A 20,244-nucleotide genomic window follows, 5' to 3' on the forward strand; every position below is an offset into this window, starting at 1 on the left:
CTCGGTCAACATGGTTTATAACCGTTCTATCTGTAGTTTTTGCTTGGCTAAGGCCTCTACAGCCGCCCCGGCCCGTTCCCTGCCGAGCTTCTCGCTCAGCTTGTCCACAAATTCCGCGGACCCCACGCTCATTAGGGGAATCTTGATGGCTTGGCTCGTCCCCTGCAAAATAAAGCGGCCGCCGAAAAAACGGGAGTAGCCGACCTTCTCAATATCCGAAAAGGAGATCGTTTTACTTGCGAACCAGCTATGAGAACGTACTTCATGATCGGTCACGATCGTTTTAGACAACAGCAGGAAAATAGCAAAGAATCCGAGAATGAACGCACACGCCCCGATAATCGCTATGAACTGCCCGCTTTCTTCCGCATCCATTTCCATAGACGGCATCAGAAGCAGAGCACTTACCGCACATAAGAAACCAAGGCTCACCAGCCAGCGAAACATTCCCAATCTGACTAGTTTCAGGTCTCCTGCGGAGTTTCTTTTCGCGGGTCCGAACATGGGATTGAGCATTTTTTCTGTCATTTTTCTTACAATTGAGATATACATGGTCCCAAATTTCCCGCTTTCTATGAATAATTTTCGGTTATCCCAAGTTTTCCGTATCCTCTTCAACCGCCGCGCGCTCTAGCCGGATTCCGGCGAAATCTCTTCGCAGCAGGCTTTCGGCCACATCCAGACGGACGATGATCAGCGGCTTGGCGCTTTCTTTGATCTTGAAAATTTTGCGTCCCGCCAGCTTGCTTCTCTGAAGGACCAGCTTCTTGATCACGGTTCCGTCCCGGTTGAGCTCGCTGGAGGGGCTCAATACCTCCGCCTCTTCAAAGAGAGGCAGATAGTAATTGCTCTGCTTCCGCTGGACCCTGTCCATCAAGGGAATGAGCTTGACCGGCAGATCCGGCTCATAGGCGGCCGCGATTCGTTTCAGCCGGTCGGAGATCAGATACAACTGCCCGTCCAGCACATCCGGGTACTCGGTTTCCGGGGTCGACTTTACCTGCATCACAACGGTGTCGGCAATCCGGTGCGCTCTATCCGGACGAATATCCCGGAGATCGATCCGGCTTCTCACATCAAGAAGAACCGGCGCGTCCGTGCAGCGCTCGTCCTGCTTCAGCACAAAGTAATCCATCATCCGCTGAGAGCCTCCCCGCTCGCGCCGCTTTGCGATTCCAGCGAACCGTGCAGAAGCTGGCACTCATCCCGGTATTCACCGGCCAGTAAGGCGATTTCCGGAACCTTGTTCATCTGTCGATAGCTCTTGCAAGCAAGAAGCTGCGGCACCATATTCCTCATGAATTCCACGGTCAGCAGATGATATTTCACGGCTTCGATCTGCTTGATCCGGTCCAGATCTGCGGAAGTGACACGCCTTGCATAAGATTTCTTCGTCTCCTCCAGCTCTTCCATGCGCCGGAATAACGGAGTAAATATAAAATCCGCCCTCCACTCCGAGCGGCAATCCGCCGTATCCGTCAACCAGTTCTCATCGTAGGCCTCAATCCGGTAACAAGGGCTGTTCTCCATTACGCTTGTCCGCATAAGGGAAAAATAAATGTACCGGATAGTTCCCTTACATCCTCTGGCTTGAAGCTCGGCCGCTTGTCCGCAAACCGCTTCGAAAGCGGCAAGAAACTCCTCTTCTATGCGCTGCCGGTGTTCTTGATAGACGGCATCGACCGTCATCAGATCTTCCTGCCACTTGCCGAATATATGCTTCTCCAGGAAGTCCTCCAGCGCCGCCTCTTTATCCATCCGTCCGCTCATTCGATGTTAACCTTGGCGCCGCTGATTTTGACCTCATCCATGATGCTCAGGCTTGCGTCGGCCTGCTTCAGGTCAATGCCTTCTTCCCCTTGAATGAGCACCTTGCCGCCCCCGGTAATCTCGATGTCTTCCATCGCCGATATGGATATTTTTTTGTGGCTGTTGATCTCGATTCCGCCGTCGTCGGTAAGCCGCATCAAGAGGCTGCCGCTGCCGATAATTTCAACGGAGCCGGGCTTGAATACAATTTGCTTGCCGTATTTGGTGCTGATGCTCTTAACCGAGGGATCGCTGCGCTTCTGGGGATCGGAGGAATCGGTATCCACGGAACTGGCGGCATAAGCATTCTTCTCCTGCTCGTCCGGGAAGTACAGCCGGACCTCGTCCCCGACCTCGGGCATGCAGTACCAGCCGCTGCCGTCGGGAGACGAATAGACCGTCGAGTACGGGAACCACAAGGCTTCATCGGAAGATGATTTCCCGTCGATATGAAGCTTGACCTTCACCTTGTCTTTGGATACGTCCTTAATCGACCCGAACAGGGAGGTTCCGGCCAGCTTATAGGCATACAAAGTCGGGCAGCTGAAGCCCTGCTTGTCTCTTAATTCATACCGGCTGGTCAGCGTGCCGCCTTCCATCCGCGTGCTGGCACGGTATACATACAGCTTTCTCCGCTGAAACGCAACCGGACTGCCCAGCTCCAAAATCGCGCTGCTGCTGACCTCGTAGCTGATGCTGTTCTGTTCGTCGATGCCGGAGACGCCGTTCTCCGACTTCCGCTTGAAGTCCTTCAAATTTTTGCGGATGCTGTAGTTGTAGGCGTCGAGCTTATGGGGCTCTCCCAGGTCCGGCACGCCGACATAGCATTTCATGCCCTTCTGGGAACAAAGCGGAATCAGAGGCAGATGCAGACGGGAAGCCAGTCTCCTGGCGAATTCCCAGTCCGTTTCCTTGTATTGGACGACCAGTCCGCCAATGCTTGTTCCTCCGGCAGCCTCCACGACTACATCCGAATTCGGATAAGAACCCGCGATGCGGTCTAACAGCCCGCGATAGGTCATCTGCTTATTTTGAAAAGAACGGGTGACCTTCCGGATATCCATCAACAGTGTCGAGCTTTGGGCTTCGATGGTTAGAGTGCGGACATTGTGTACGGCCTTTACGGCCATATTCGTTACGATCCCTTGAAAAACGACCGTCGTACGCTCTCCGTCACGCACCGAAACGGCAATCTGTTCATTCTCATCGGCCTGCTCCACGTACCGGTCCAGCATCTCTTCCGGAACGATCCCGCTGATCGTCAGCTTGGCATGCTCATTGACTGCTTTCTCCAGATGGAGATCCATAATCCTCTCGAATTTGTACGGCGCAACGGAAATGTCGGCCAATGAAAACACCGTTTGGCTCATGCCGGATCCGCCCCTTCCTCGACTTGAACGACCCGGACGGCCCGCACGATCTGAAAAGCTACGTCCCTCCAGGCCTCATACTCGTCGTATTTGCAGCTGAAAGTTCCCATAAGGGTCTTGCCTCCCAGTTCCAGAAAAAACATCAGATTATAGAGAAAAGCATCCAGCGCCGGACTCTTGAACTCGAAATAGCCGACCTGTTTTCCGTGGATTTCCTCGATACCGTCCGTAAAAAACACGTTGGAGGGATTCACTTTTTTAAGGATCGTTTTCATCCCCTGAGTCAGTTCCTCGACCCATCCCTCCTCCAGGTCTTGATCGATCCGGTTAAGCGTAATATTGATGCTGCCGTCTTCATTGGTTTTGATCGTTTCCGGCCGCTGGGAATGAGGATATTTGATAGCACTTATCGCTTCGGGCATGTCTGTGAAATCTTTCGGGATAAATACCAGAAGCTTGTCATCGTAAAAAGCCTGCCGCTCAAACTCGTAATAACGTTGTCCGATCCGCACAGGCCCTTCTTCAATGGTGTTTGTTTTTTGGGATTCTTCCATCTTGTTCAGCATCGCAATAATCTTCTCGTCCGAAAACGCCACGGCACTTCCCGCCCTTTCTTCTTTCTGGATTAATCCACGATCATCCGCTGAGGGGCCCCGAATCTTCCCCCCGGTACCGGCCGGCCTCCGCTCCCCGCTTCCTCCAGAATGCGGGACAAATGGGTGTGGATCTGTTCATTGGTATAGGCTTTGTATTCCCTGCCCAGCCGTACCGCCAAGTAATGAAGAATCGCCTCCCGGTCAACGGGCCGCATATTCAGGCACTGCATGGCGAAGGCGAAATCTTGGGTGCCGGCTGCCCGGCTTTTCAACATCTCAGCCGCAAAATGCCGCATGATCTCCGGAAGAAGCGTACTCTGCCGGAAGCCGGCATATTGTGCATGAAGCCGGTTAAGCGTGTTGTACTCGGTCGCCAAGTCCGCGAAATTGCGGTAGTCCGAGCGCAGCCTCGCTCCTTCCTTCAGCTTGAACCGCGCCAGCTCCAGTTCCCCGGAAGAGACGGATACGTGCTCGTCCAGCAAGAGCTCGGCCCGGCAGACGGTAAAATCGCCCTCGGTTTCGGCAGGATGGAACCGGATTTTCAATACGGTCTCCCGTCCCGAAGCCTCGTAGGGAAGCTCAACCTCGCGAATCAGCGTGTAGATAAGCCCTCCGTGCTTAATAATTCCGGGTCCGATGCACAGGCTGTCTTCGCCAACCCCGATTTCGGTCCCGGCCACGATACCGTCTGAATAATCCCTTAGAAACAAATCCGTCAGCTCGCGAGGGTAATCCCTCAAATTTTCGAGCATCTCCGTTTTCAAAATCCGCCCTTTGGCGAAATTCGGATAGGTACGGGTAAACATGAACACCCCCCTTTCGTCCGCGCTTCTTACTTCAAGCCGTCGAAGAAATCAATTTCCGACAGATCATTTTCAAAGGCAAAAAATCGTTTGGCGCCCAAATACAGCTGTTCCTGGCGGCGCGCTACCGGCACGACGTGGAACCCCCAATTTTGGCCCCCTCCGAAGACGAAAAATTTCACTTCTTCATTGACGATGGAATCGGTCTCGTCCTGCGGTATGTTGCGGCCGTATGTCTCCGCGATGTCTTCATAAAGTACGGGTTGGAAACTGTCGGGCCGGCTCGGGTAGCTATATTTCTGCCGGAGCTTCCCGTTCATATCTTTGAGGCAGAACTCGATCTCGGCGGCTCCCCAAGGTCTGGAAATCGAGCCTTGCGCGGTATTGACGCGATCCAGTGTGCTGATCAGCACCTTCTCGCTGCGGCTGTGCGTATAAGCCGTGACCGCGTATGGGATAACGGCGGCCTGATGCGTCACATGAGTCTGGATGATTCCGGCCTTCTTGTCCCCCAGATAACGGATAGCGCCTCTCAGACAAGCCAGCTTCAAATCCGGTACTCGATCGGTTTCGCCTGCCTTTTGCGTAAATTGAATGGTTCTGCCAGGGACAAATTCTTTCAGCGCTTCCCGGAAGACATCGATCCGGCAGGACTGGCCCGTCAGCTTGATGATGGAGTAAGTCTGCAGCTCGCCGCTTTGGTAGAAATCTTCCAGAAACTTGCGTACAATTTCATAAATATCCGCTTTGATCAAATGGTTAATTTCCTGAATAGTGAACACCACATCGGGGAATTCATACCGGTCCTTGAACCTCCCCTGCTCACGCACGGACAAATACCACCGGTCCACTCCCGTGATTTTGAGATCGTGCTCGCGGACATCTCCGCTGCCGGAGTGAAACCGGTTCCTCAAGATGCCGGTTTTGCGGAAAAACTCCGTCTTCATGTTCTCCGCCATTTCCCACAGGAAATGAAAATTGTTACGAACCCGGTTGTAGTCCTCCCGGGTATGGCTGCCATACTCCCGAAAACGGGTAGGAAGCAGCAGTTCCGCTTCCCTGTACCGTTCTTCCAGCCGTTCGTATACCGACGCCACCCCAAGTTCATCGACATGCCGGAACACGTCTCCGCTCGGAACCCCGATAAGATTGTCGATGTCCGTCACCGTTTCTCCGCAGCTGTAATACTCGGCGAACACGATTTTCATGTACTGCATGATGCGGTAAGTCAGGTTATTGCCCCCGAAGTTGGTGTCGCCGTTCTCATACGTCGTCTGGACGTCAAGCCTGTAAGACATATGGCCGTCCTCGATACGGAACCGGCAGGAAGACAGGTCCGTCGTGCCTCCGCCGCAATCGATAACGAGAGCTTTGTAGGTTTCTCCGTCTTCAAAACGGTTCTGCTGGAAGCGGTCCGCGATCGTGTTATAAAGGACCGCCATCCCTTCATCCAGCGAATCTTCCGTTTCCAGGCGGTATTCCGGCAAAATATCCGTATACATGTCCAGAAACTGGGCTTTGAGCTTGACCGGGCTGGACATGTGCAGATTCCGGAAGCGGCATTTGAACTGATGCTCGGCGGTCTCGATAATATACGCGAGGTAGGCGCGGATAATATCGCTTCTGCGCACGTGCGTGCTGTTGCCGCTCGCATCGCTTACTTCCTCGGATCTCGCGTAATCGTTCACCCACCGTTTGATCCCGTGAAATACGGTCGCCTGCGTGCCGGATCCGAGTTTCTTCCGGTATAGGAGGGCTTCGTGTCCGAACTGGTACCGGGGATTCAAAGGATCGGAACAATCCGCCACGCGGACGACCGTCGGCAGAAGCTCGATCCATTGACCGTCCGGGGCGGCCGGATCGGGGAACGCCGCGTAGTTAATCGCATCGAGCCGGACCGTTCCGTTCAATAGGTCTTGGCTGCATGGCGTTTGAACATAGGCAGCGTCGAGATAAACCCCCGCCGTCGTATTGGAGGTGCCGAAATCAATGGCCAATACGGCTTCCGTCAGCTCCGGCTCCCGGATTTCCAGATCGGCTGCCGGCAGGCGGCAGTAATGCAGATTAACCGGGGGAAGGGGCTTGTTCTGGTGATAGATCCGGTACAGATAATCGGAGTCGTGCCGGTTGAAGAAGAGCAGGCTGTAGTTGCGGTTGGCCGAGCGCTTCAGATAGGCATCCCGGTTCCTCGTCAGACAGAGTGTGCCTGGCTTCGATACGCTTTCGACCACATTCAGTATGCCGCACAGCTCCATCTGCTCATTTACAAGGAGGGCGTTCGTTCCCGAGAAAGCGGCAGCCCCCTCCAGCCTGCAGCCGTCCCGCTCGTCGAGACGAAGTCCCTCATAGAGCGTGATTCTGGCCGGTACTTTGGTGCCCCTCTCTCCTAAAGGCGTACGCAAATAGCGCCGGATTGCCGTTTGCAGCCGTTCTTCGCCGCCCGGAACCGGGCTTTCGATCAACAGGCGTTCTTCCGTCCCCCTGTATTTGAGGATGGTGGCGATGAAGCCTTCACGGTCCAGCGTATTGGCAAACCCTTCAATCAGTTTCTCTTTACTGCAAATGGTCCGGAGCTGGTACGTCGTCATTTCCGTCAGCTCCTCGCGGCTGTAGCGTACGGCGCCCGGATCGGCCATTCTATCCTCCGGATGTTGATACAGCCTGTATGAGTATCCGTTCATCGTTGTCCTCCTTCACGGCTGGTCAATACATCGCAATGCGGTCCAGCCGCATAGTCTCTTCTACGCCCAATATGCCGAAATGCCGGTTCCAATACAGCTCGGTGTGAAAACGGACGGGGAGTAGCAGATCCAGCAGCAAGCTGATCTTGGCCCGGCCGGACTCGCTCTCCTCCTGGTTGATGTAGAAGAGAAGCTCATTCTTCTCCTCGCAATTTGCATAAATAGTGGACCCGGGAAACAAAAGGCGGGCTGTCCGCTTCAAGGTAAAAAGCGCATCCCCGGTCTGAACCGTCTGCAGGACGCTTGCCGCCACAATATCCTGCTCCTCCTTGCCGCAACTCTGAAAATTCCGCCGTACCTTGTTCCCGAAAATCCCGGCTTCTATGTCACGGCGGACAAACCGGATGTAAAATTCCCTTTTGTTCATTCCCTGGAGCAGATCGATCTCGCCCAGAAAATGAATGAGAATATCGAACAAGGCACGTCTGAATTCCGGGTACTCCGTGTAATTAATATCGAGCATCCCACGGAACATCTCGTCAAAACGATAGAACGGATTAATTTCAACCTGTTTCTCGACCTGACTTGCGTTCATATGTTCCAGGCTCAGTTCCATATACGGGGAGTACACGGAAGCGGCGGAGAATTGAATGTCTTTCTTGTCCAGACCGCACTGCTCGGCCCGGATCAACAGATCCCATATGTAATTCAAACCCATACCCCTTCGCATATGTATTCGGGCAGGTACATTTGAACCTCCGACACGACAAAGCTCATGAAGTCGTTTCTTATAAACTCATCCTTTCCGAACGAACGGCCGGGCCGAAAGCTCAGACACAGCGCGGCCCTGCCGCTTGACGCCCGCACCTGGTCGCTGATGAAAGGATTCATTTCGTACGTAACTGCCGTTGAATCCGCTTTGTCCACGATCCGGATATCCTCGAGCGTCAAATATTCGGAAGCTTCAAGGGAATGCACAATCCGCGCCACTTCCCCTTTGGAGCGCACAATCACGGCCTGCTTTCGTGCATACTTGCCGACAAAACTGCTGGCGCAGCGGTTTGAGACAAGTGCGTATTGAAGTCTCCCGATCTGGATATCAACCGGTTGTACAACCTTCAACACGTTCCAGACTCCCGCTTTCTCTTGCGGAGAAACGATCGTCAGCTCTTCGCCGGATCGTTTGATGTACCGGATATCGTCCGTGTGTCCGTCCACCAGATACCCATGCTCCATCCCCGTTTTTCTCAGTGACAGAACATGTTCGAAATTAACCTTGTCCGAAGCGGGGACCGGAAATCCGCTGTTCTTGATCTCAAGCCGTTCCATATTCCAAAGCGGAATCCGGTCTGTTCGCTTGTAAGCTTCGAACTCTTCCAAATTCACTGAAATTTCCGTAACGGTCTCATCTTCCCCGGGTATTCCGGCGCATTCCGTCAAGACGACGTCGATAAATTTATAGGCAAACGGATGGTTGATGGTCCGCCATGGAATTCCGTTTTTCAGGAATATCTGATACAGATTCTCGATCTCTTTGATGTACTTCTCGCAAGGCCGGAGTGCTACTTTAATCGGATAAGTTCCCGAAAGCGTCTTGAGATGCCCGTCGAACAGCCTGCCGCTCTTCGTCAGTTCCCGGATCCGCACGGAATCACATTCCAGGAACAGAGAGATCAGCCGCGCTTCTCTGCCGTCCCTCAGCCCTTCGATGACGTGAAGCATATCAATCAAAGTATTCTCCACATCCTCCGGGCACATGGGATACAAAAATTCATGGAGAGGGTCCCATTCATCCCGCGAACACAAGCTGGCATAAATATCAAACCGCCCTTCCCAATCTTCAATCTCGTCGAAAACCCGCTTTTCCAGCTGCCGGTTCATTTGCTCCTGATAGTCCACCAGATTCAGAAAAAGCCCCGTCATCAACTGCTTGAGCATACGGCGCTGCTCCAAATCCTCCATTTTGTTCAGCCGGTCCAAAATAATATCCTTCATGCGGGGGAATTCCCTCCTTCGCCCTTAGCGGGCCGAGCCTGCCCTTCTCCGCCGGTCGGTGACCCGGGTGCTCCCGCCGAAGAAGGCGAAGATTGTCCTCCTGCGGAGGGTGGCGTCTGCGGCTGAGCCAGCTGATTCGGTCCGGACGGATGATCTCCCGATCCTTGGCCCGGAAGAGCTTGTCCCCCTTGAGCCGCAGAAGCTGGGGGCGGTGCCGCCGGGACGGGATTTTGCTTTTCCTCGGCTTTGGTAATCTTCCTCTCCATGCCAAGCACCCGCTCCAGCATCTTGATTTCCTGATAAATCTCCTGGGCCGAAGCAAAAGCCGCGATCGCCCCGGCGTAGTCCTGGGCGGCCATGCTGCGGTCTCCCTTCTTGTCCAGCTTGTCCGCTTCAAGAAGCTTCGTCTCTTTCTCAAGGCCGGCGATCTTTTCCTGAGTCTCATCCAGCTTTCCCTTAATGAGCTTGTCCCCGTCCGGGAACGAAGCTTCCGCGGATGCCTGCTTCGCTTTCTGGTAAATCTCGAGAGCGCCTATGTAATCGAGAGCGGTAAACTTCTGGTCTCCTTCTTTGACCGTATTCATGACAGCCGAATAAGCCTGGACACGCCCTATGCGCTCTTCCAGATGCTGAGGATTAAAATCAGCCTGATTTTTGATCTCGGACTGGGCTTTAGTAAAACTCGCCGCGGCTTTATCGTAGTCCCCTTCCTTGAGGAAGGTGTCCCCGTCCACGATATACTGGGCCGCACGTTGTTTTTTGGTAAAGAGCACGGTGTGCACCTTATCTTTGATCTTCTGGGAATCGCTTCGCGCTTCGCTGTATTCCTTGAGCGCCTTGGCATAATCCCCCTCGGCCGCATAGTCGTCCCCGCTCTTGCCGTGCTCCAGCATGCCCTGGGCCGCTTCCGCTTTACGTGCGGCTTCTTTGGCCATGTACACATAAGCTCCGCCCCCGACCAGCAGCAGAGGAATGAGAATCAACGCGATCCGTTTGGCCCACTTCCGCTTTTTTCCCTTCACTTCTTTGTAGACTTTATTGACATAAACAGCCGCCGCCGTATAGTTCGGAACCATCCGCTTTTGCCTGCTCAGAAGAACTTCTTCCAGCAGATCCGTAAGCTCCGCCGGCCCTTTCGCTTCCTCGACGGCGTCCACCATCTCGGCGGATGCGACGTTTTCCCACATACCCGGAGTGCTCATCAAGAGCACATCCCCGTCTTCCAGCATGAATTTCGGAGAGACGTACGGCTCGAACACATCCGGCTTGCCTGCATAATTCAGCAGGTTATGCCTTTCTTCATGACGGTCCACCGCTTCAAGCGGAATACGTTCTTCATCCGCCCAGGATTGGGCCAGGCTCTGATCGCGGCTCCGTTCCACGAGCCTGCCTCCCCGGATCACATACAATCGCGCGCTGCCCGCAACGGCCCATACGATTCTTGTGTAATCCGTCACGACGATCAGCACGCTCGCCTTAAGGCGGACCCGGCGGCTTTCCTCATTCAGCCACTCGCTGGCTTCCTGCATGTATCGTTTAAGCCGGGCGGCCGACAAGGCGGGCTTATTCAAAAAGCGGGACAAAATACTGCGGACAACCATTTCCGCACTGTTTACCTCGCTGTCCGAATCAAGACCGTCCGCCAGCACCCAGCAAGCCATATCTTCAAGCTCGACAAAGGCAAAGTAGTCCCTGTTCTGCACAAAGGTCCCCGCTTCGGTAACGAAACCGGTCTTGAAATCGCTGTTTTCTTTTCTCATTCGTCCCCCCGCTCCCTTTGGTCCAAACCGGTTTCCTTCATCCGGCTCTACCAGCCCTTCTCCAGAATGATGACCGTTGCATTATCCTGCTTATGAAGCCCCTTGGCTTCGATCGCATCGATCATGCCCTGTGCGGATTCCTCCGGCGAGCTGCCGCCTGTCAAGATTTGCTCCATTTCAACCTCTGTTAACGTGTTATACACCCCGTCGCTGCAGAAAATGATTTTGTCCCCTGTCTTTAGCCGGAACGGCGTCTCACTGATTTCCATGTTCTGAAACTGTTCATACCCTAGGTAGTTAACCAGCTGTCTTCTCTTGGGGTTCGCGGCCATTTCATCCTTTGTAATCTCACCCGACAAATATTTCTGCTCCAGTACGTTCTCATACGTATGTTTAGGATTAACGGGAAGAAACTCCCCCTGCCGGAAAATCAGAATCACGCTGTCACCGACAGCGCCCCAATACAGGTTATCCCCGTTGATGATTCCCGCCACAAGAGTCGTACCGCCCTGAGCCCCTCTAAGCTGTTCCACTATCTCGGAATTCACCCGGCGAGCCGTTTCGCTTAAAAAATAGGGGATGTGCCGCACATGCTCCACATTCAAGAACTCCTTCAGGAACGTGGACACCGCAAGGGTACTGCACATTCTGCCGTTCGCCAGTCCGCTGATTCCATCTGCCAGTACGGCCAAAGTTCCGATAACCGTCGTGGTGCTGGCGAAATAATCATCCTGCTCGTTCCTGGCTCCGATGGTCTGCCCGTTCCCTATCCGTACCGCGGGCACTTCAGGCTTCCGCTTATTCAGCCGGCTCCGTACATACAGCATCAGCAAAATGAGGAGAATGGCGGCCCCGACCAAGAGATACGGTGTTCCATATGATCCCGCCGGCATTAGCCGATCCCCGCAGCGGCCGTATTATTCCACTCGAAATGCGCTCCGCACAGCGGAATGAAAACAAATTTGCTCCGCCCGAGCTGGAGCAGATCGTAAGCGGTTAATTCCACCGGCGAATAGACCGCCTCGTTATTGTGGTACGCCAGTCCCGATGCATCTCCGGGCAGCAGGTAAAAATTCCGCTTCTTCGGGTCATAGACAATGACCGCATGGTTCCGTCTGGAAATCGCGTTGTCTCCGATAATCCGGATGTGCATTTCTTCCGAACGGCCAATGAAATTTTTCTCGGCCATGATGCGGTAATCTTGTCCCATTTGAGGCCCTTCGATGCAAACCAGCCATCCCGCAACCGGTTCGATGCCGGTCGTCTCCCCCAGAAACGGCATCGTCTTATCGTCTTCCTGCATTCTCTGCGGCCTTGATTCCTCGGCTCGTGAAGCCGGCGGCTCGACCACAACGCTGCAGTAAGGGCACGTATTGCCATGTTTTCTGGTGCTGAACATGTGTCCGTTGGCGCATCTTGTCAAACTCATCCTGTTCATTCCTCCGTTTGTCCTATCGGATCGGCTGTCGGCTTCTTCTCCGCTTGCCCCTTATTTGACCAAAAGCCTCGTATTGGCTATGTATACAATATCTCCGACATCCAGCTTGTGAGGCTCCTCGACTTCTTGTTTATCTCTGGGACCCCTGCCGCTTTTCTGGATGCCCACACCGCTTTCGGAATCGACGTCCTCAATAAACCACTCCCTGCCGCTGCGGTTTAACACGGCATGTTCGCTTTGGATCAGCGATGCGTATTCGGCATCGGCCAGATCTATATCAACCTCGTTTTGACCGGAGCTTTTGCCGATCAGCAAGGACGTTTCCCCCTGGATATACCACTCCTTCACGCTTTCCCCGTCCTCATTAAGCAGAACAAGCTTCGCGATCGCCTCCCGTTCCGGCCTTTCTACCGGCATACGGTAGTATACGAACCCCAGAACGGACAGCCCTATCGCCATCAGAAGACTGACGAACATTTTCAGCGTATTGTCGGTATTGATAAAATAGACATAAATCAAGACGGCTGCCGCCAGTCCTGCAATGAGAACGTCTAGTAGAGTAATCCATCCGGATTTTCTGCCTTTCACGCCGATTTCCCCCATGTCCTTCGCATTATTGCGTAACACCATTCACGCCATCGGGAACGCAAAAAAAATTCCCTTCCTGACGGCAAGATGTCCCCGACACATCCCGTACACCGTAGAAGTGGAACCTACTGCTTCATTGGCACCCGCCAGCTTCTTCACCAGAGGGGCATCCCGCAAGCCGACTTTGCTTACGCGTTGTTACCGAAGCAGACTACTTCTTCTTCGCATCGAAGAACCGGTTAAAGAGGTCTGTCGTATCCATCGGATTTTTCTGAGATGGTTTGGCTTCCCCGCCTCCGGCTTTGCCGGCAAAACCGAAAAAGCGCTCAAAATTCTTTCTTACGTCGCTTGGATCAAATTCAGCCTGCTGCGCTCCGGCACGGCTGCCTGCCGCTTTTTCATTCGAGCCCTTGCCGCCGCCACCCCGCCGATCCTGCCCGTCAAGCTTATGATCGTAAGCGTTACGCGACGTTTCATCCTCCAGCGTCTGGAACGCTTCATAGATCTGCTTGAACTTGCGCTCCGCATCCGGATTGCCCGGATTGAGGTCCGGATGGTGCTTCTTGGCCAGCAGCCTGTACGCCTTCTTGATCTCCGCTTGCGGAGCGTTCCTTGCCACGCCAAGCACCTGGTAATAATCCATTCTGTCCTCGTCCCTGCACATATGAGATAAACCTCTGCCAAGGTCTTCCGAAAATAAACGACCGCGGTGTAGAGGTAGGTTTATTCGCCAATCAGGATCGCTTTCCGATGCATACATTTTACATGTAGGAAAATTCCGGAACAGAATTCAAGAGGCATAACGCCTCTAAAATTCTGTTCCGATGAACGGCCGGAATTTATACGGAGTAGCCGCCTTCGACTTTCGCGAATTCGGTTTTGTCCTTCTTCTGCTTAATAAACAGGCTGAAACTTCCAACGCCTTCGGTGTCTCCGAAATTCTCGGTGTAGTCCACTACGAAAGCATTCGGGAAATAAATCTTACGGACAACTTGGTCAGCCGCAATGACTTCAAGCGTCACTTTTCTGTAGCAGTCCGCTTTCTCGGCCGGAACCAGCGACCACAGACCCAGCTTCAGCGTGTCATCCGCGCTGTCCCCGTCCGTAGCCGTAATAATTTTGCCCGAGATTCGGAGCGTTGCCCCTACATCGGTCGATCTTGCATTGGAATCGTTTGGCGTGTCGGTATCGTAAGTTACCGTTTGAATATTATCCATGCCCAATTCGAATGTTTCTGCGCCTTCTACTTTAAGTCTGAAACCCATTTGTATTACCTCCTTGAAATTGGTTGATAAGGTTCCCTTCGGCAAGGATTGCTTACGGGATTTATGTATAAAGGCAGGTATGGGAAACCATGCCTTTACCATACGCTTTAGCGCACCGATCATACTTTGACCGGCGACGTACCCTTCGTAATCGTCACTTCCAGGTTCTTCACGTTGCCGTTAAACACAAGATCGATATGGCACAAGTTGCTCTTGTCGTCGATGATGTAGCTCATATCGTCTCCATCCTGAATGATCGAGTTTACGAATCCCCGGGTGCCGAGCCATTTGCTCTTCTGGCTGCTCGGATTGTTGCTGAAAAATTTAACGATATTCTCATGCTTGAAATCACCGGTCTGGAAACGAAGAATCCGCTCTATGTAAGTGCTGACCAATGTTTTATAAATGGAATCGAATCCGTCTTCCGCCATCGCAAGACTGCGGGCCTTATACACGGTAATTCGTTTGATATCCCGGTCCTGAAGCTGGGCATTCTCCGAAGAGAAAATGAAGCCGAAGTTTTTGCGGTTAATGGCATCCTTGATGTTGTTGGTGAAGCCGGATATTTCCTTGGCCATAGTGGATACGGCCCTCAGACTGTGGTCTCCCGCCTCGATATCGAAGCGTACGCCCGGATAGTCTCTGCTGACGCTCTTAAACTGCTCCCGCAAATATTCCGGGCACTGGTAAGCGGATACCAGACCGGCCGCCACGTAACTCGCGCCGATATAAACGCCTTCGATCCACAGCTTCAGAATGTCTTCCTTCTCCTGGGACAGACGCGCTCCGTCTTCGGTATGCAGCATACGGCTGTCGATCACCACCCCCGATTTGTCTTTCGGGATAATGGTGAAGTTCGGCACGCACGGGACAGCAAACTCGCTGTACTCTTTGCGGACAAGCACACCGCATTTATCGATATATTTATCGATTCCAGCTGTCGCCATGCTGTTGAAGGTGGTATCTTCGCCCGATTCGAAGCTGAAGAACAGCTGTACTTTATACTCCTTGAGAACTTGGAGCAGCATGGACAGCGATTCCATCGTGTTTCCGTCAGGCTTCATGACCTTCTCGTTGCCCTTGAAACGCTCCCGGCTGACTTTCACTTTACCGGCCGTTTCGAGTTCAACGGAAGGGACGATACCGAACCAGATCGTATCGCTGAAATCGTTCTTGGAGTTGACGGTGTTGAGATAGGTCTCCAGACGCGGAATATTGCTGCTCTTCACCGTCATGTCCAGCTTGCTGTTCGTCACGAGCAAAGTAGGCTGCATGCCTTTGTTCTTCGTGGCGTACTGTTCGAAAAACATTTTGACGCCCAGTATTTTCTCAACGAGAGGTTTTACCGTTTTGACGAAGTCGTCCTTGGCGTTTTTGTAGAATTCCAGATAGGTGTTGTAGTTCTGTACTTCCGTCTCCACATCCACGGTGCTCTGCACAGCGGGAAGCGGGCAGAACGTGCGGACAACCAGATCTTTCACATATCCCGACGGCGTTTCCGTGATGGATTCGTAATCTTCCTCGAACACGGAAACGAGCTCGTTAGAGCTGCTATCGTCGAGCAGCATAAGTTCCGTGCTTCCGCTCTTCGGCGCCTCGATAATTTTGAGCTCGCCGTTATTGCCGATCGTCAGCATGCCGATCTGGAAAGCCTCCGACTTATTCTCCTCTTGCGCGCTGCCGAGCAGAAGCCGGGTTTTGATATCCTCGATAGCAAGCGGAAGCATCGCCATGACGTTGTTGTAATTCTTGCTCGCATCCTCGAACATCCCGTTGAGCTTGTCGCCCAGATCGAATTTCTTCGGATCTCCTTCATCCAGCTTTTCGTACTGCCCGTATAAATAATGGATTTCTTTCCGGACCTGGCGGATATCGTCCATCACTTTTTTGGGGGAAATCATATCGAGCAAGTTCTCGAATTTAAAATCCACATTGGGGATACCCTGGCTGCGTTTGGTGTCGATCAGGGTGAAGAGCATTTTAAGAAAGTCGTTGTTCTGGTCGATCCTGATTTCAGAGATGGCGTCATCCGCCAATCCTTCCGGCTTCTTTAACGTGTACATCACTTTCTGATTAGCCGCATTGTAGAAGGAGTAGACCGTGGGAGAAAATTTGTCGAGAAACTCATCGAAATTACGTACAAGCAAATGTCTGTTAATTTCCTTGATTTTGTCATCGCTCAAGCTGTCAATGGCTTTGACATCTCCTACGATGGTCACTAGGTCTAATTTCTCAGGATTAATTTCCTCAAAAAGCATCGTTCGGTTCGTTTGATTGATAATGTCCATAGCGGTCGGCGGAAAGTTTACCCGATCAAGGCCTTAGGCAAGGCTTGTGTAATGGCGAAACAGTAAACCTGCCGCCCCCTCCTTCCTGTGAGTTTTGAACTAGTTTCTTCTAATTAAGTAGTAGTCATAAAGAACTATTTATGTAAAAACATGACTTCACAATCCGAGAATGGAAAAATATCCGGTTTGTGACTTTAGAAGTATCATAATGATCGATGTTTGAATTTGTCAATATTTATGAAAATAGGGATAGAACACCTTTTATATAAGTAAAAACGTAGGTTAAAAATAAAAATTTACTTTTTTTATCCACGATCTAACAAATTTTATTTCTAAAGCCGATGAACTATTTTGTGGAATAAAAGAAATTTTACCAATTATTTGTAACTTATTCGTAGTACAGTGCGATATCTCTACAAAAAGGTGATGTCATGTCTCTCGTCAGCAAGCTTATTCACTCTAAAAAATGGCTCCAGGCCGCACTGCTCATGTCTCTGGTTGCGGGTCTGTTGATTTATCCCCGGCCGCTTTCCGCCGCAAAAGTGGAAACCCCTCAAGGACTCGATGCCATGTTTGTGCTGGATACGAGTTTTTCCATGAATGAAACAGACAAAGACGGCATTGCCGCCGAAGTCGTCAAGATGTTCATGGATCTCGAGGGAACCGGCCATTCCCGGGTCGGCTACGTGGCCTACAACGATAAAATTGTCTCTTCGCTTCCGCTTTCGGACTTCGGATCGAGCGAACGCTCCAACGCCTGGAAATCAACACTGGACGGAATCAAACGCCGCGGGTATTCCGATATGGGTCTTGGTCTGCGCAAAGCGGCCGAGCTGATGGAAACCGGTTACGATTCCGCCCGGAAACCGTTCCTTATTCTGCTGTCCGACGGGGGAACCGACTTCGGCAAGCAACCGGGCGGCAGAAACGCGGACATTTCGGGCCGGGACGTTGAAGACTCTATCGGCATCGCCAGAAAGCTCGGCATCCCGATTTATACCGTGGGATTAAACCGGGACGGGTCCGCCCGTAAATCGGAACTGGAGAACATTGCCGCCGAAACCGGAGGCACCTCCTTCATGGCGGGCAGTGCGGATGATTTGCCGGAGATTTTCAATCTCATCTTCGCCAAACAACTGCAATCGTCCCTTATTTCCGTATCTGCCGTCTCGGCAACAGGCGAGCTTCAGGAAGTAACGGTACCCGTTGCGAACTCGAGCATAAGCGAGGCAAACCTTATTCTTTTGTCTCCGAATCCATTAACAGAGGCGCAAGTCTACTCCACCTCCAAAAATGTGCGGCTTTACAAGTCGGACAATTATACGCTTATGAAGGTGATCGAACCCCAGAAGGGCAGTATGCGGGTTATTTTCCGGGGGAAGCCGGGCGATCTTGTGAAGGTGAACCTCCTCGCCGGCTATAAGCTCCAAGCAGGGGTCGAACTACCGGAGGAAGCGCAAAAGGGAGTCGCCTCCCCCTTCACGGCGCGTCTATATCATCCCGACGGCAAGCCTCTTGGGGATTCCGACCTATACGGTTCTATGAAAACGGAACTAGTCGTGACAGATCCGCAAAAGAAAACAGAGGAGCGTTTTCCGCTTAAGCAGGAAGGAAACGGCTTCGAGCTTGCGCATATTTTCCCGGCAACAGGTACTTATCCGTGGAAAATCGTCATGACCGCTCCCGATTTTTACCGGGAAACCACGACGGCCGAGCTTAAAGTGCTCAATACTCCGCCTGAAGCGAAACCCGGAACGATCAAAATCAGCCGGGAGGACGGCGAGCAGAAGATTGACCTCGGGGAATATTTCCATGACGCGAACGGGGATAAACTTACGTATTCCGTTGCCGCTGGCGACGGCCGGAATTCTGTGGAAGCAAAATTCCAAGACGGCTTCCTGCTCCTGAACCCGCTGAATACCGGAGACAGCGAACTGCAGGTTACGGCTACCGACGAAGAGGGTGCGAGCGCAATGGTAACCCTGGCTGTGACCGTCGTTTCGATATGGACACTTATTACGAAAGTCCTGCTCGGAGCTGCGGCCGCGGCAGCCTTAGGCGCGATTCTTTACTTCACTCTTCGTCCGAAACCCAAATTCTCGGGACGCCTGGAAGGTTACTTTCTGCAAACCGCCAGCGGCAATGACATCCCGGTAAAATACTGGCCGTTGACTTCTTTTGATACGCGGAGCATCAGTCTCCAAGAGCTGTTCCACAGCCTGAATGTGAACGAATCGCTGCCCGAGGCCGACCGCATTTTCTTCGAGGCACGTAAAGACGGCAGCCTCCTGTTCCGTCACAGCACACGCTGTGCGGTGCAGAAAGGCTCGTCTCCGCTGGGCAAGAAGCAGAAAGACAAGCTGGAATACGGGGATAAACTCTACATCACTTTCGAAGACGGTGTTACGGAGATCGAGCTTCGTTATAAAGCCGTCAAGGCCAGTTACCGGCCGCAAACACAAGAAGCGCAGACCGTCCGGACATAACCGGACGGTTTGCGCTTCTACAAATTCGGGAGCAGGCGGCGAGTCACAAGGATCGTCTTTCATTGATAAAACCAGGCGGGCGTTAAGAAGAACTAGACATCTGACTTAACCAGATCCTTCTTCTTACCGGAGGCGGCAGCATCTCCCGGCGGGGAATTTCGCCCCGGGCGAAAGTTTGCACGTAAGCCCTCTACCGCTTTCCACAAAAGCGACTCCGCTTTTAACGCGGTTCTCAAACGCCGCACGCTCCCCCTCTGTCCCGCATCCATGGACAAGCAGTTTATAATGCGGCGGGACAGCAAAGGTGTCACTCTGCCGCCCCGCTTACGTAAAACTTGTTCAACCGGGTCATGGAACAATCTCCGACCAGCCTCAACCGGCGCTTCTCCGCACAGGCAGTAATACAGGGTTGCACCCGTGCTGTACAGGTCGGAGAAAGGACCTTGGCGGGATGCGGCCGAATAAAACTCCAAAGGAGAATATCCCGCCGATGTAAAAATAGGCTTGTCCTCACTCAGCGAGTGGACGGCCGATCCGAAATCAAGCAGCTTAGCCTGACCGTCCGGGCCGACGATAATATTGGAAGGTTTGATATCGCGGTGCAGCACGCCCTGCTCATGAATATACTCAAGAGCATCAAGGAGACTCGGGACCGTTGTCGCGTAAAACCGGTTTTTCGAGCGTAAACGGTTTTTACGGATACAGCGTTCCAACGACACTCCGCGGCATCGTTCGAGAATGATATAGGCCGTGCCGTTTTCCTCCACATGTCCGGTAAGCCTCACAATGTTCGGGTGCCGCAAGCGTCCCAGAATCACCGCTTCATTCAAAAAGACGGACTTCAATGTCTCGTATTTGCTTCTTAAAGAAGGAGTCCGGCACAGCACGGACCTTCCGTCCACATCTCTCAAAGCCAAACTTTTAGGAAAAAATTCTTTTACGACGCACGCCTCGCCTGTTCCGGTTTCCCGTGCCGCATAGACAATGGACAGCTCGCTGCAAGCAAGAACTCTGCCAATCCGGTAGGCTCCACCGTGAAGAAATGTCTTCGACGCCAGCCCGCAATCAATTCTTACCGACATACTCCCCGCTTCCCCGCTCCCCTGCCAATACGGCAGCATTCTAATCGATGCCATAAAGTCTCAAATAATATGCTCATATTAAC

18 protein-coding genes are annotated in these 20,244 nt (G+C 52.6%); 1 reads left to right on the forward strand and 17 read right to left on the reverse strand.

Features of this window, described 5'->3' with window-relative positions; all coding sequences use genetic code 11:
• Nucleotides 1-15 precede the first annotated feature (15 nt).
• The 16 genes from ACI48J_RS24345 to ACI48J_RS24420 form a co-directional block, all read right to left on the reverse strand.
• Nucleotides 16-552 (reverse strand): hypothetical protein, encoded by a 537-nt coding sequence (locus tag ACI48J_RS24345; RefSeq protein ID WP_405080625.1) that lies wholly within the window; start codon nt 550-552, stop codon nt 16-18.
• 37 nt (nt 553-589) lie between these two features.
• Complete coding sequence (locus tag ACI48J_RS24350; RefSeq protein ID WP_405080626.1) at nt 590-1,138, reverse strand: hypothetical protein; 549 nt, start codon at nt 1,136-1,138, stop codon at nt 590-592.
• Nucleotides 1,135-1,770 (reverse strand): hypothetical protein, encoded by a 636-nt coding sequence (locus ACI48J_RS24355; RefSeq protein ID WP_405080628.1) that lies wholly within the window; start codon nt 1,768-1,770, stop codon nt 1,135-1,137. Before ACI48J_RS24355 ends, ACI48J_RS24350 begins: the two co-directional genes overlap by 4 nt.
• Complete coding sequence (locus ACI48J_RS24360) at nt 1,767-3,179, reverse strand: contractile injection system protein, VgrG/Pvc8 family (RefSeq protein ID WP_405080629.1); 1,413 nt, start codon at nt 3,177-3,179, stop codon at nt 1,767-1,769. The genes ACI48J_RS24355 and ACI48J_RS24360 overlap by 4 nt, the downstream gene beginning before the upstream one ends.
• Nucleotides 3,176-3,775, reverse strand: coding sequence for a hypothetical protein (locus tag ACI48J_RS24365; RefSeq protein ID WP_405080630.1), 600 nt, complete (start codon nt 3,773-3,775; stop codon nt 3,176-3,178). Before ACI48J_RS24365 ends, ACI48J_RS24360 begins: the two co-directional genes overlap by 4 nt.
• A gap of 29 nt (nt 3,776-3,804) precedes the next feature.
• On the reverse strand, nt 3,805-4,581 hold the full coding sequence (locus ACI48J_RS24370; protein WP_326052205.1) for a DNA and RNA helicase: 777 nt from the start codon (nt 4,579-4,581) through the stop codon (nt 3,805-3,807).
• Between the two features lie 26 nt (nt 4,582-4,607).
• Nucleotides 4,608-7,259 (reverse strand): molecular chaperone, encoded by a 2,652-nt coding sequence (locus ACI48J_RS24375; RefSeq protein ID WP_405080631.1) that lies wholly within the window; start codon nt 7,257-7,259, stop codon nt 4,608-4,610.
• 22 nt (nt 7,260-7,281) lie between these two features.
• Nucleotides 7,282-7,977 (reverse strand): iron-dependent peroxidase, encoded by a 696-nt coding sequence (locus ACI48J_RS24380; protein WP_405080633.1) that lies wholly within the window; start codon nt 7,975-7,977, stop codon nt 7,282-7,284.
• A complete protein-coding gene (locus ACI48J_RS24385) occupies nt 7,968-9,254 on the reverse strand; it encodes a normocyte-binding protein (protein ID WP_405080634.1) in 1,287 nt (428 codons plus the stop codon). Before ACI48J_RS24385 ends, ACI48J_RS24380 begins: the two co-directional genes overlap by 10 nt.
• Nucleotides 9,251-11,014, reverse strand: a complete 1,764-nt coding sequence (locus tag ACI48J_RS24390) for a serine/threonine protein phosphatase (RefSeq protein WP_405080636.1) — start codon at nt 11,012-11,014, stop codon at nt 9,251-9,253. Before ACI48J_RS24390 ends, ACI48J_RS24385 begins: the two co-directional genes overlap by 4 nt.
• 47 nt (nt 11,015-11,061) lie before the next feature.
• Nucleotides 11,062-11,907 (reverse strand): PP2C family protein-serine/threonine phosphatase, encoded by an 846-nt coding sequence (locus tag ACI48J_RS24395; RefSeq protein WP_405080638.1) that lies wholly within the window; start codon nt 11,905-11,907, stop codon nt 11,062-11,064.
• Nucleotides 11,907-12,443, reverse strand: coding sequence for an FHA domain-containing protein (locus tag ACI48J_RS24400; protein ID WP_326052198.1), 537 nt, complete (start codon nt 12,441-12,443; stop codon nt 11,907-11,909). Before ACI48J_RS24400 ends, ACI48J_RS24395 begins: the two co-directional genes overlap by 1 nt.
• Before the next feature lie 60 nt (nt 12,444-12,503).
• Complete coding sequence (locus tag ACI48J_RS24405) at nt 12,504-13,082, reverse strand: FHA domain-containing protein (RefSeq protein WP_405080639.1); 579 nt, start codon at nt 13,080-13,082, stop codon at nt 12,504-12,506.
• A 169-nt stretch (nt 13,083-13,251) separates the two neighbouring features.
• Nucleotides 13,252-13,683: a DnaJ domain-containing protein gene (locus ACI48J_RS24410; RefSeq protein ID WP_326052196.1), complete on the reverse strand. Its 432-nt coding sequence runs from the start codon at nt 13,681-13,683 to the stop codon at nt 13,252-13,254.
• A gap of 196 nt (nt 13,684-13,879) precedes the next feature.
• Nucleotides 13,880-14,305 carry a hypothetical protein gene (locus ACI48J_RS24415; RefSeq protein ID WP_009675650.1) on the reverse strand — a complete coding sequence of 142 codons (426 nt, stop codon included), beginning with the start codon at nt 14,303-14,305 and terminating at the stop codon, nt 13,880-13,882.
• A gap of 119 nt (nt 14,306-14,424) precedes the next feature.
• Nucleotides 14,425-16,593, reverse strand: a complete 2,169-nt coding sequence (locus ACI48J_RS24420) for a transcriptional regulator (RefSeq protein WP_326052195.1) — start codon at nt 16,591-16,593, stop codon at nt 14,425-14,427.
• Nucleotides 16,594-17,024: 431 nt separating this feature from the next.
• Here ACI48J_RS24420 and ACI48J_RS24425 point away from each other — a divergent pair, with 431 nt between their 5' ends.
• The gene (locus ACI48J_RS24425) at nt 17,025-19,079 is read left to right on the forward strand and encodes a vWA domain-containing protein (protein WP_405080641.1); all 2,055 of its coding nucleotides are present in this window, start codon (nt 17,025-17,027) and stop codon (nt 19,077-19,079) included.
• A 92-nt stretch (nt 19,080-19,171) separates the two neighbouring features.
• Here ACI48J_RS24425 and ACI48J_RS24430 read toward each other — a convergent pair whose 3' ends face one another.
• On the reverse strand, nt 19,172-20,161 hold the full coding sequence (locus ACI48J_RS24430; protein WP_405080643.1) for a serine/threonine protein kinase: 990 nt from the start codon (nt 20,159-20,161) through the stop codon (nt 19,172-19,174).
• Nucleotides 20,162-20,244 lie beyond the last annotated feature (83 nt).

Source organism: Paenibacillus chitinolyticus, assembly GCF_045038035.1.
GTDB lineage: Bacteria > Bacillota > Bacilli > Paenibacillales > NBRC-103111 > Paenibacillus_F > Paenibacillus_F chitinolyticus_A.

Coding starts and splice junctions, on each gene's coding strand:
- ACI48J_RS24390 (WP_405080636.1), bottom strand. CDS start 11,014: ATGAGAAAAGAAAACAGCGATTTCAAGACCGGTTTCGTTACCGAAGCG.
- ACI48J_RS24375 (WP_405080631.1), bottom strand. CDS start 7,259: ATGAACGGATACTCATACAGGCTGTATCAACATCCGGAGGATAGAATG.
- ACI48J_RS24380 (WP_405080633.1), bottom strand. CDS start 7,977: ATGGGTTTGAATTACATATGGGATCTGTTGATCCGGGCCGAGCAGTGC.
- ACI48J_RS24420 (WP_326052195.1), bottom strand. CDS start 16,593: ATGGACATTATCAATCAAACGAACCGAACGATGCTTTTTGAGGAAATT.
- ACI48J_RS24360 (WP_405080629.1), bottom strand. CDS start 3,179: ATGAGCCAAACGGTGTTTTCATTGGCCGACATTTCCGTTGCGCCGTAC.
- ACI48J_RS24400 (WP_326052198.1), bottom strand. CDS start 12,443: ATGAGTTTGACAAGATGCGCCAACGGACACATGTTCAGCACCAGAAAA.
- ACI48J_RS24370 (WP_326052205.1), bottom strand. CDS start 4,581: ATGTTTACCCGTACCTATCCGAATTTCGCCAAAGGGCGGATTTTGAAA.
- ACI48J_RS24405 (WP_405080639.1), bottom strand. CDS start 13,082: ATGGTGTTACGCAATAATGCGAAGGACATGGGGGAAATCGGCGTGAAA.
- ACI48J_RS24355 (WP_405080628.1), bottom strand. CDS start 1,770: ATGAGCGGACGGATGGATAAAGAGGCGGCGCTGGAGGACTTCCTGGAG.
- ACI48J_RS24350 (WP_405080626.1), bottom strand. CDS start 1,138: ATGATGGATTACTTTGTGCTGAAGCAGGACGAGCGCTGCACGGACGCG.
- ACI48J_RS24430 (WP_405080643.1), bottom strand. CDS start 20,161: ATGTCGGTAAGAATTGATTGCGGGCTGGCGTCGAAGACATTTCTTCAC.
- ACI48J_RS24415 (WP_009675650.1), bottom strand. CDS start 14,305: ATGGGTTTCAGACTTAAAGTAGAAGGCGCAGAAACATTCGAATTGGGC.
- ACI48J_RS24385 (WP_405080634.1), bottom strand. CDS start 9,254: ATGAAGGATATTATTTTGGACCGGCTGAACAAAATGGAGGATTTGGAG.
- ACI48J_RS24425 (WP_405080641.1), top strand. CDS start 17,025: ATGTCTCTCGTCAGCAAGCTTATTCACTCTAAAAAATGGCTCCAGGCC.
- ACI48J_RS24395 (WP_405080638.1), bottom strand. CDS start 11,907: ATGCCGGCGGGATCATATGGAACACCGTATCTCTTGGTCGGGGCCGCC.
- ACI48J_RS24345 (WP_405080625.1), bottom strand. CDS start 552: ATGTATATCTCAATTGTAAGAAAAATGACAGAAAAAATGCTCAATCCC.
- ACI48J_RS24410 (WP_326052196.1), bottom strand. CDS start 13,683: ATGGATTATTACCAGGTGCTTGGCGTGGCAAGGAACGCTCCGCAAGCG.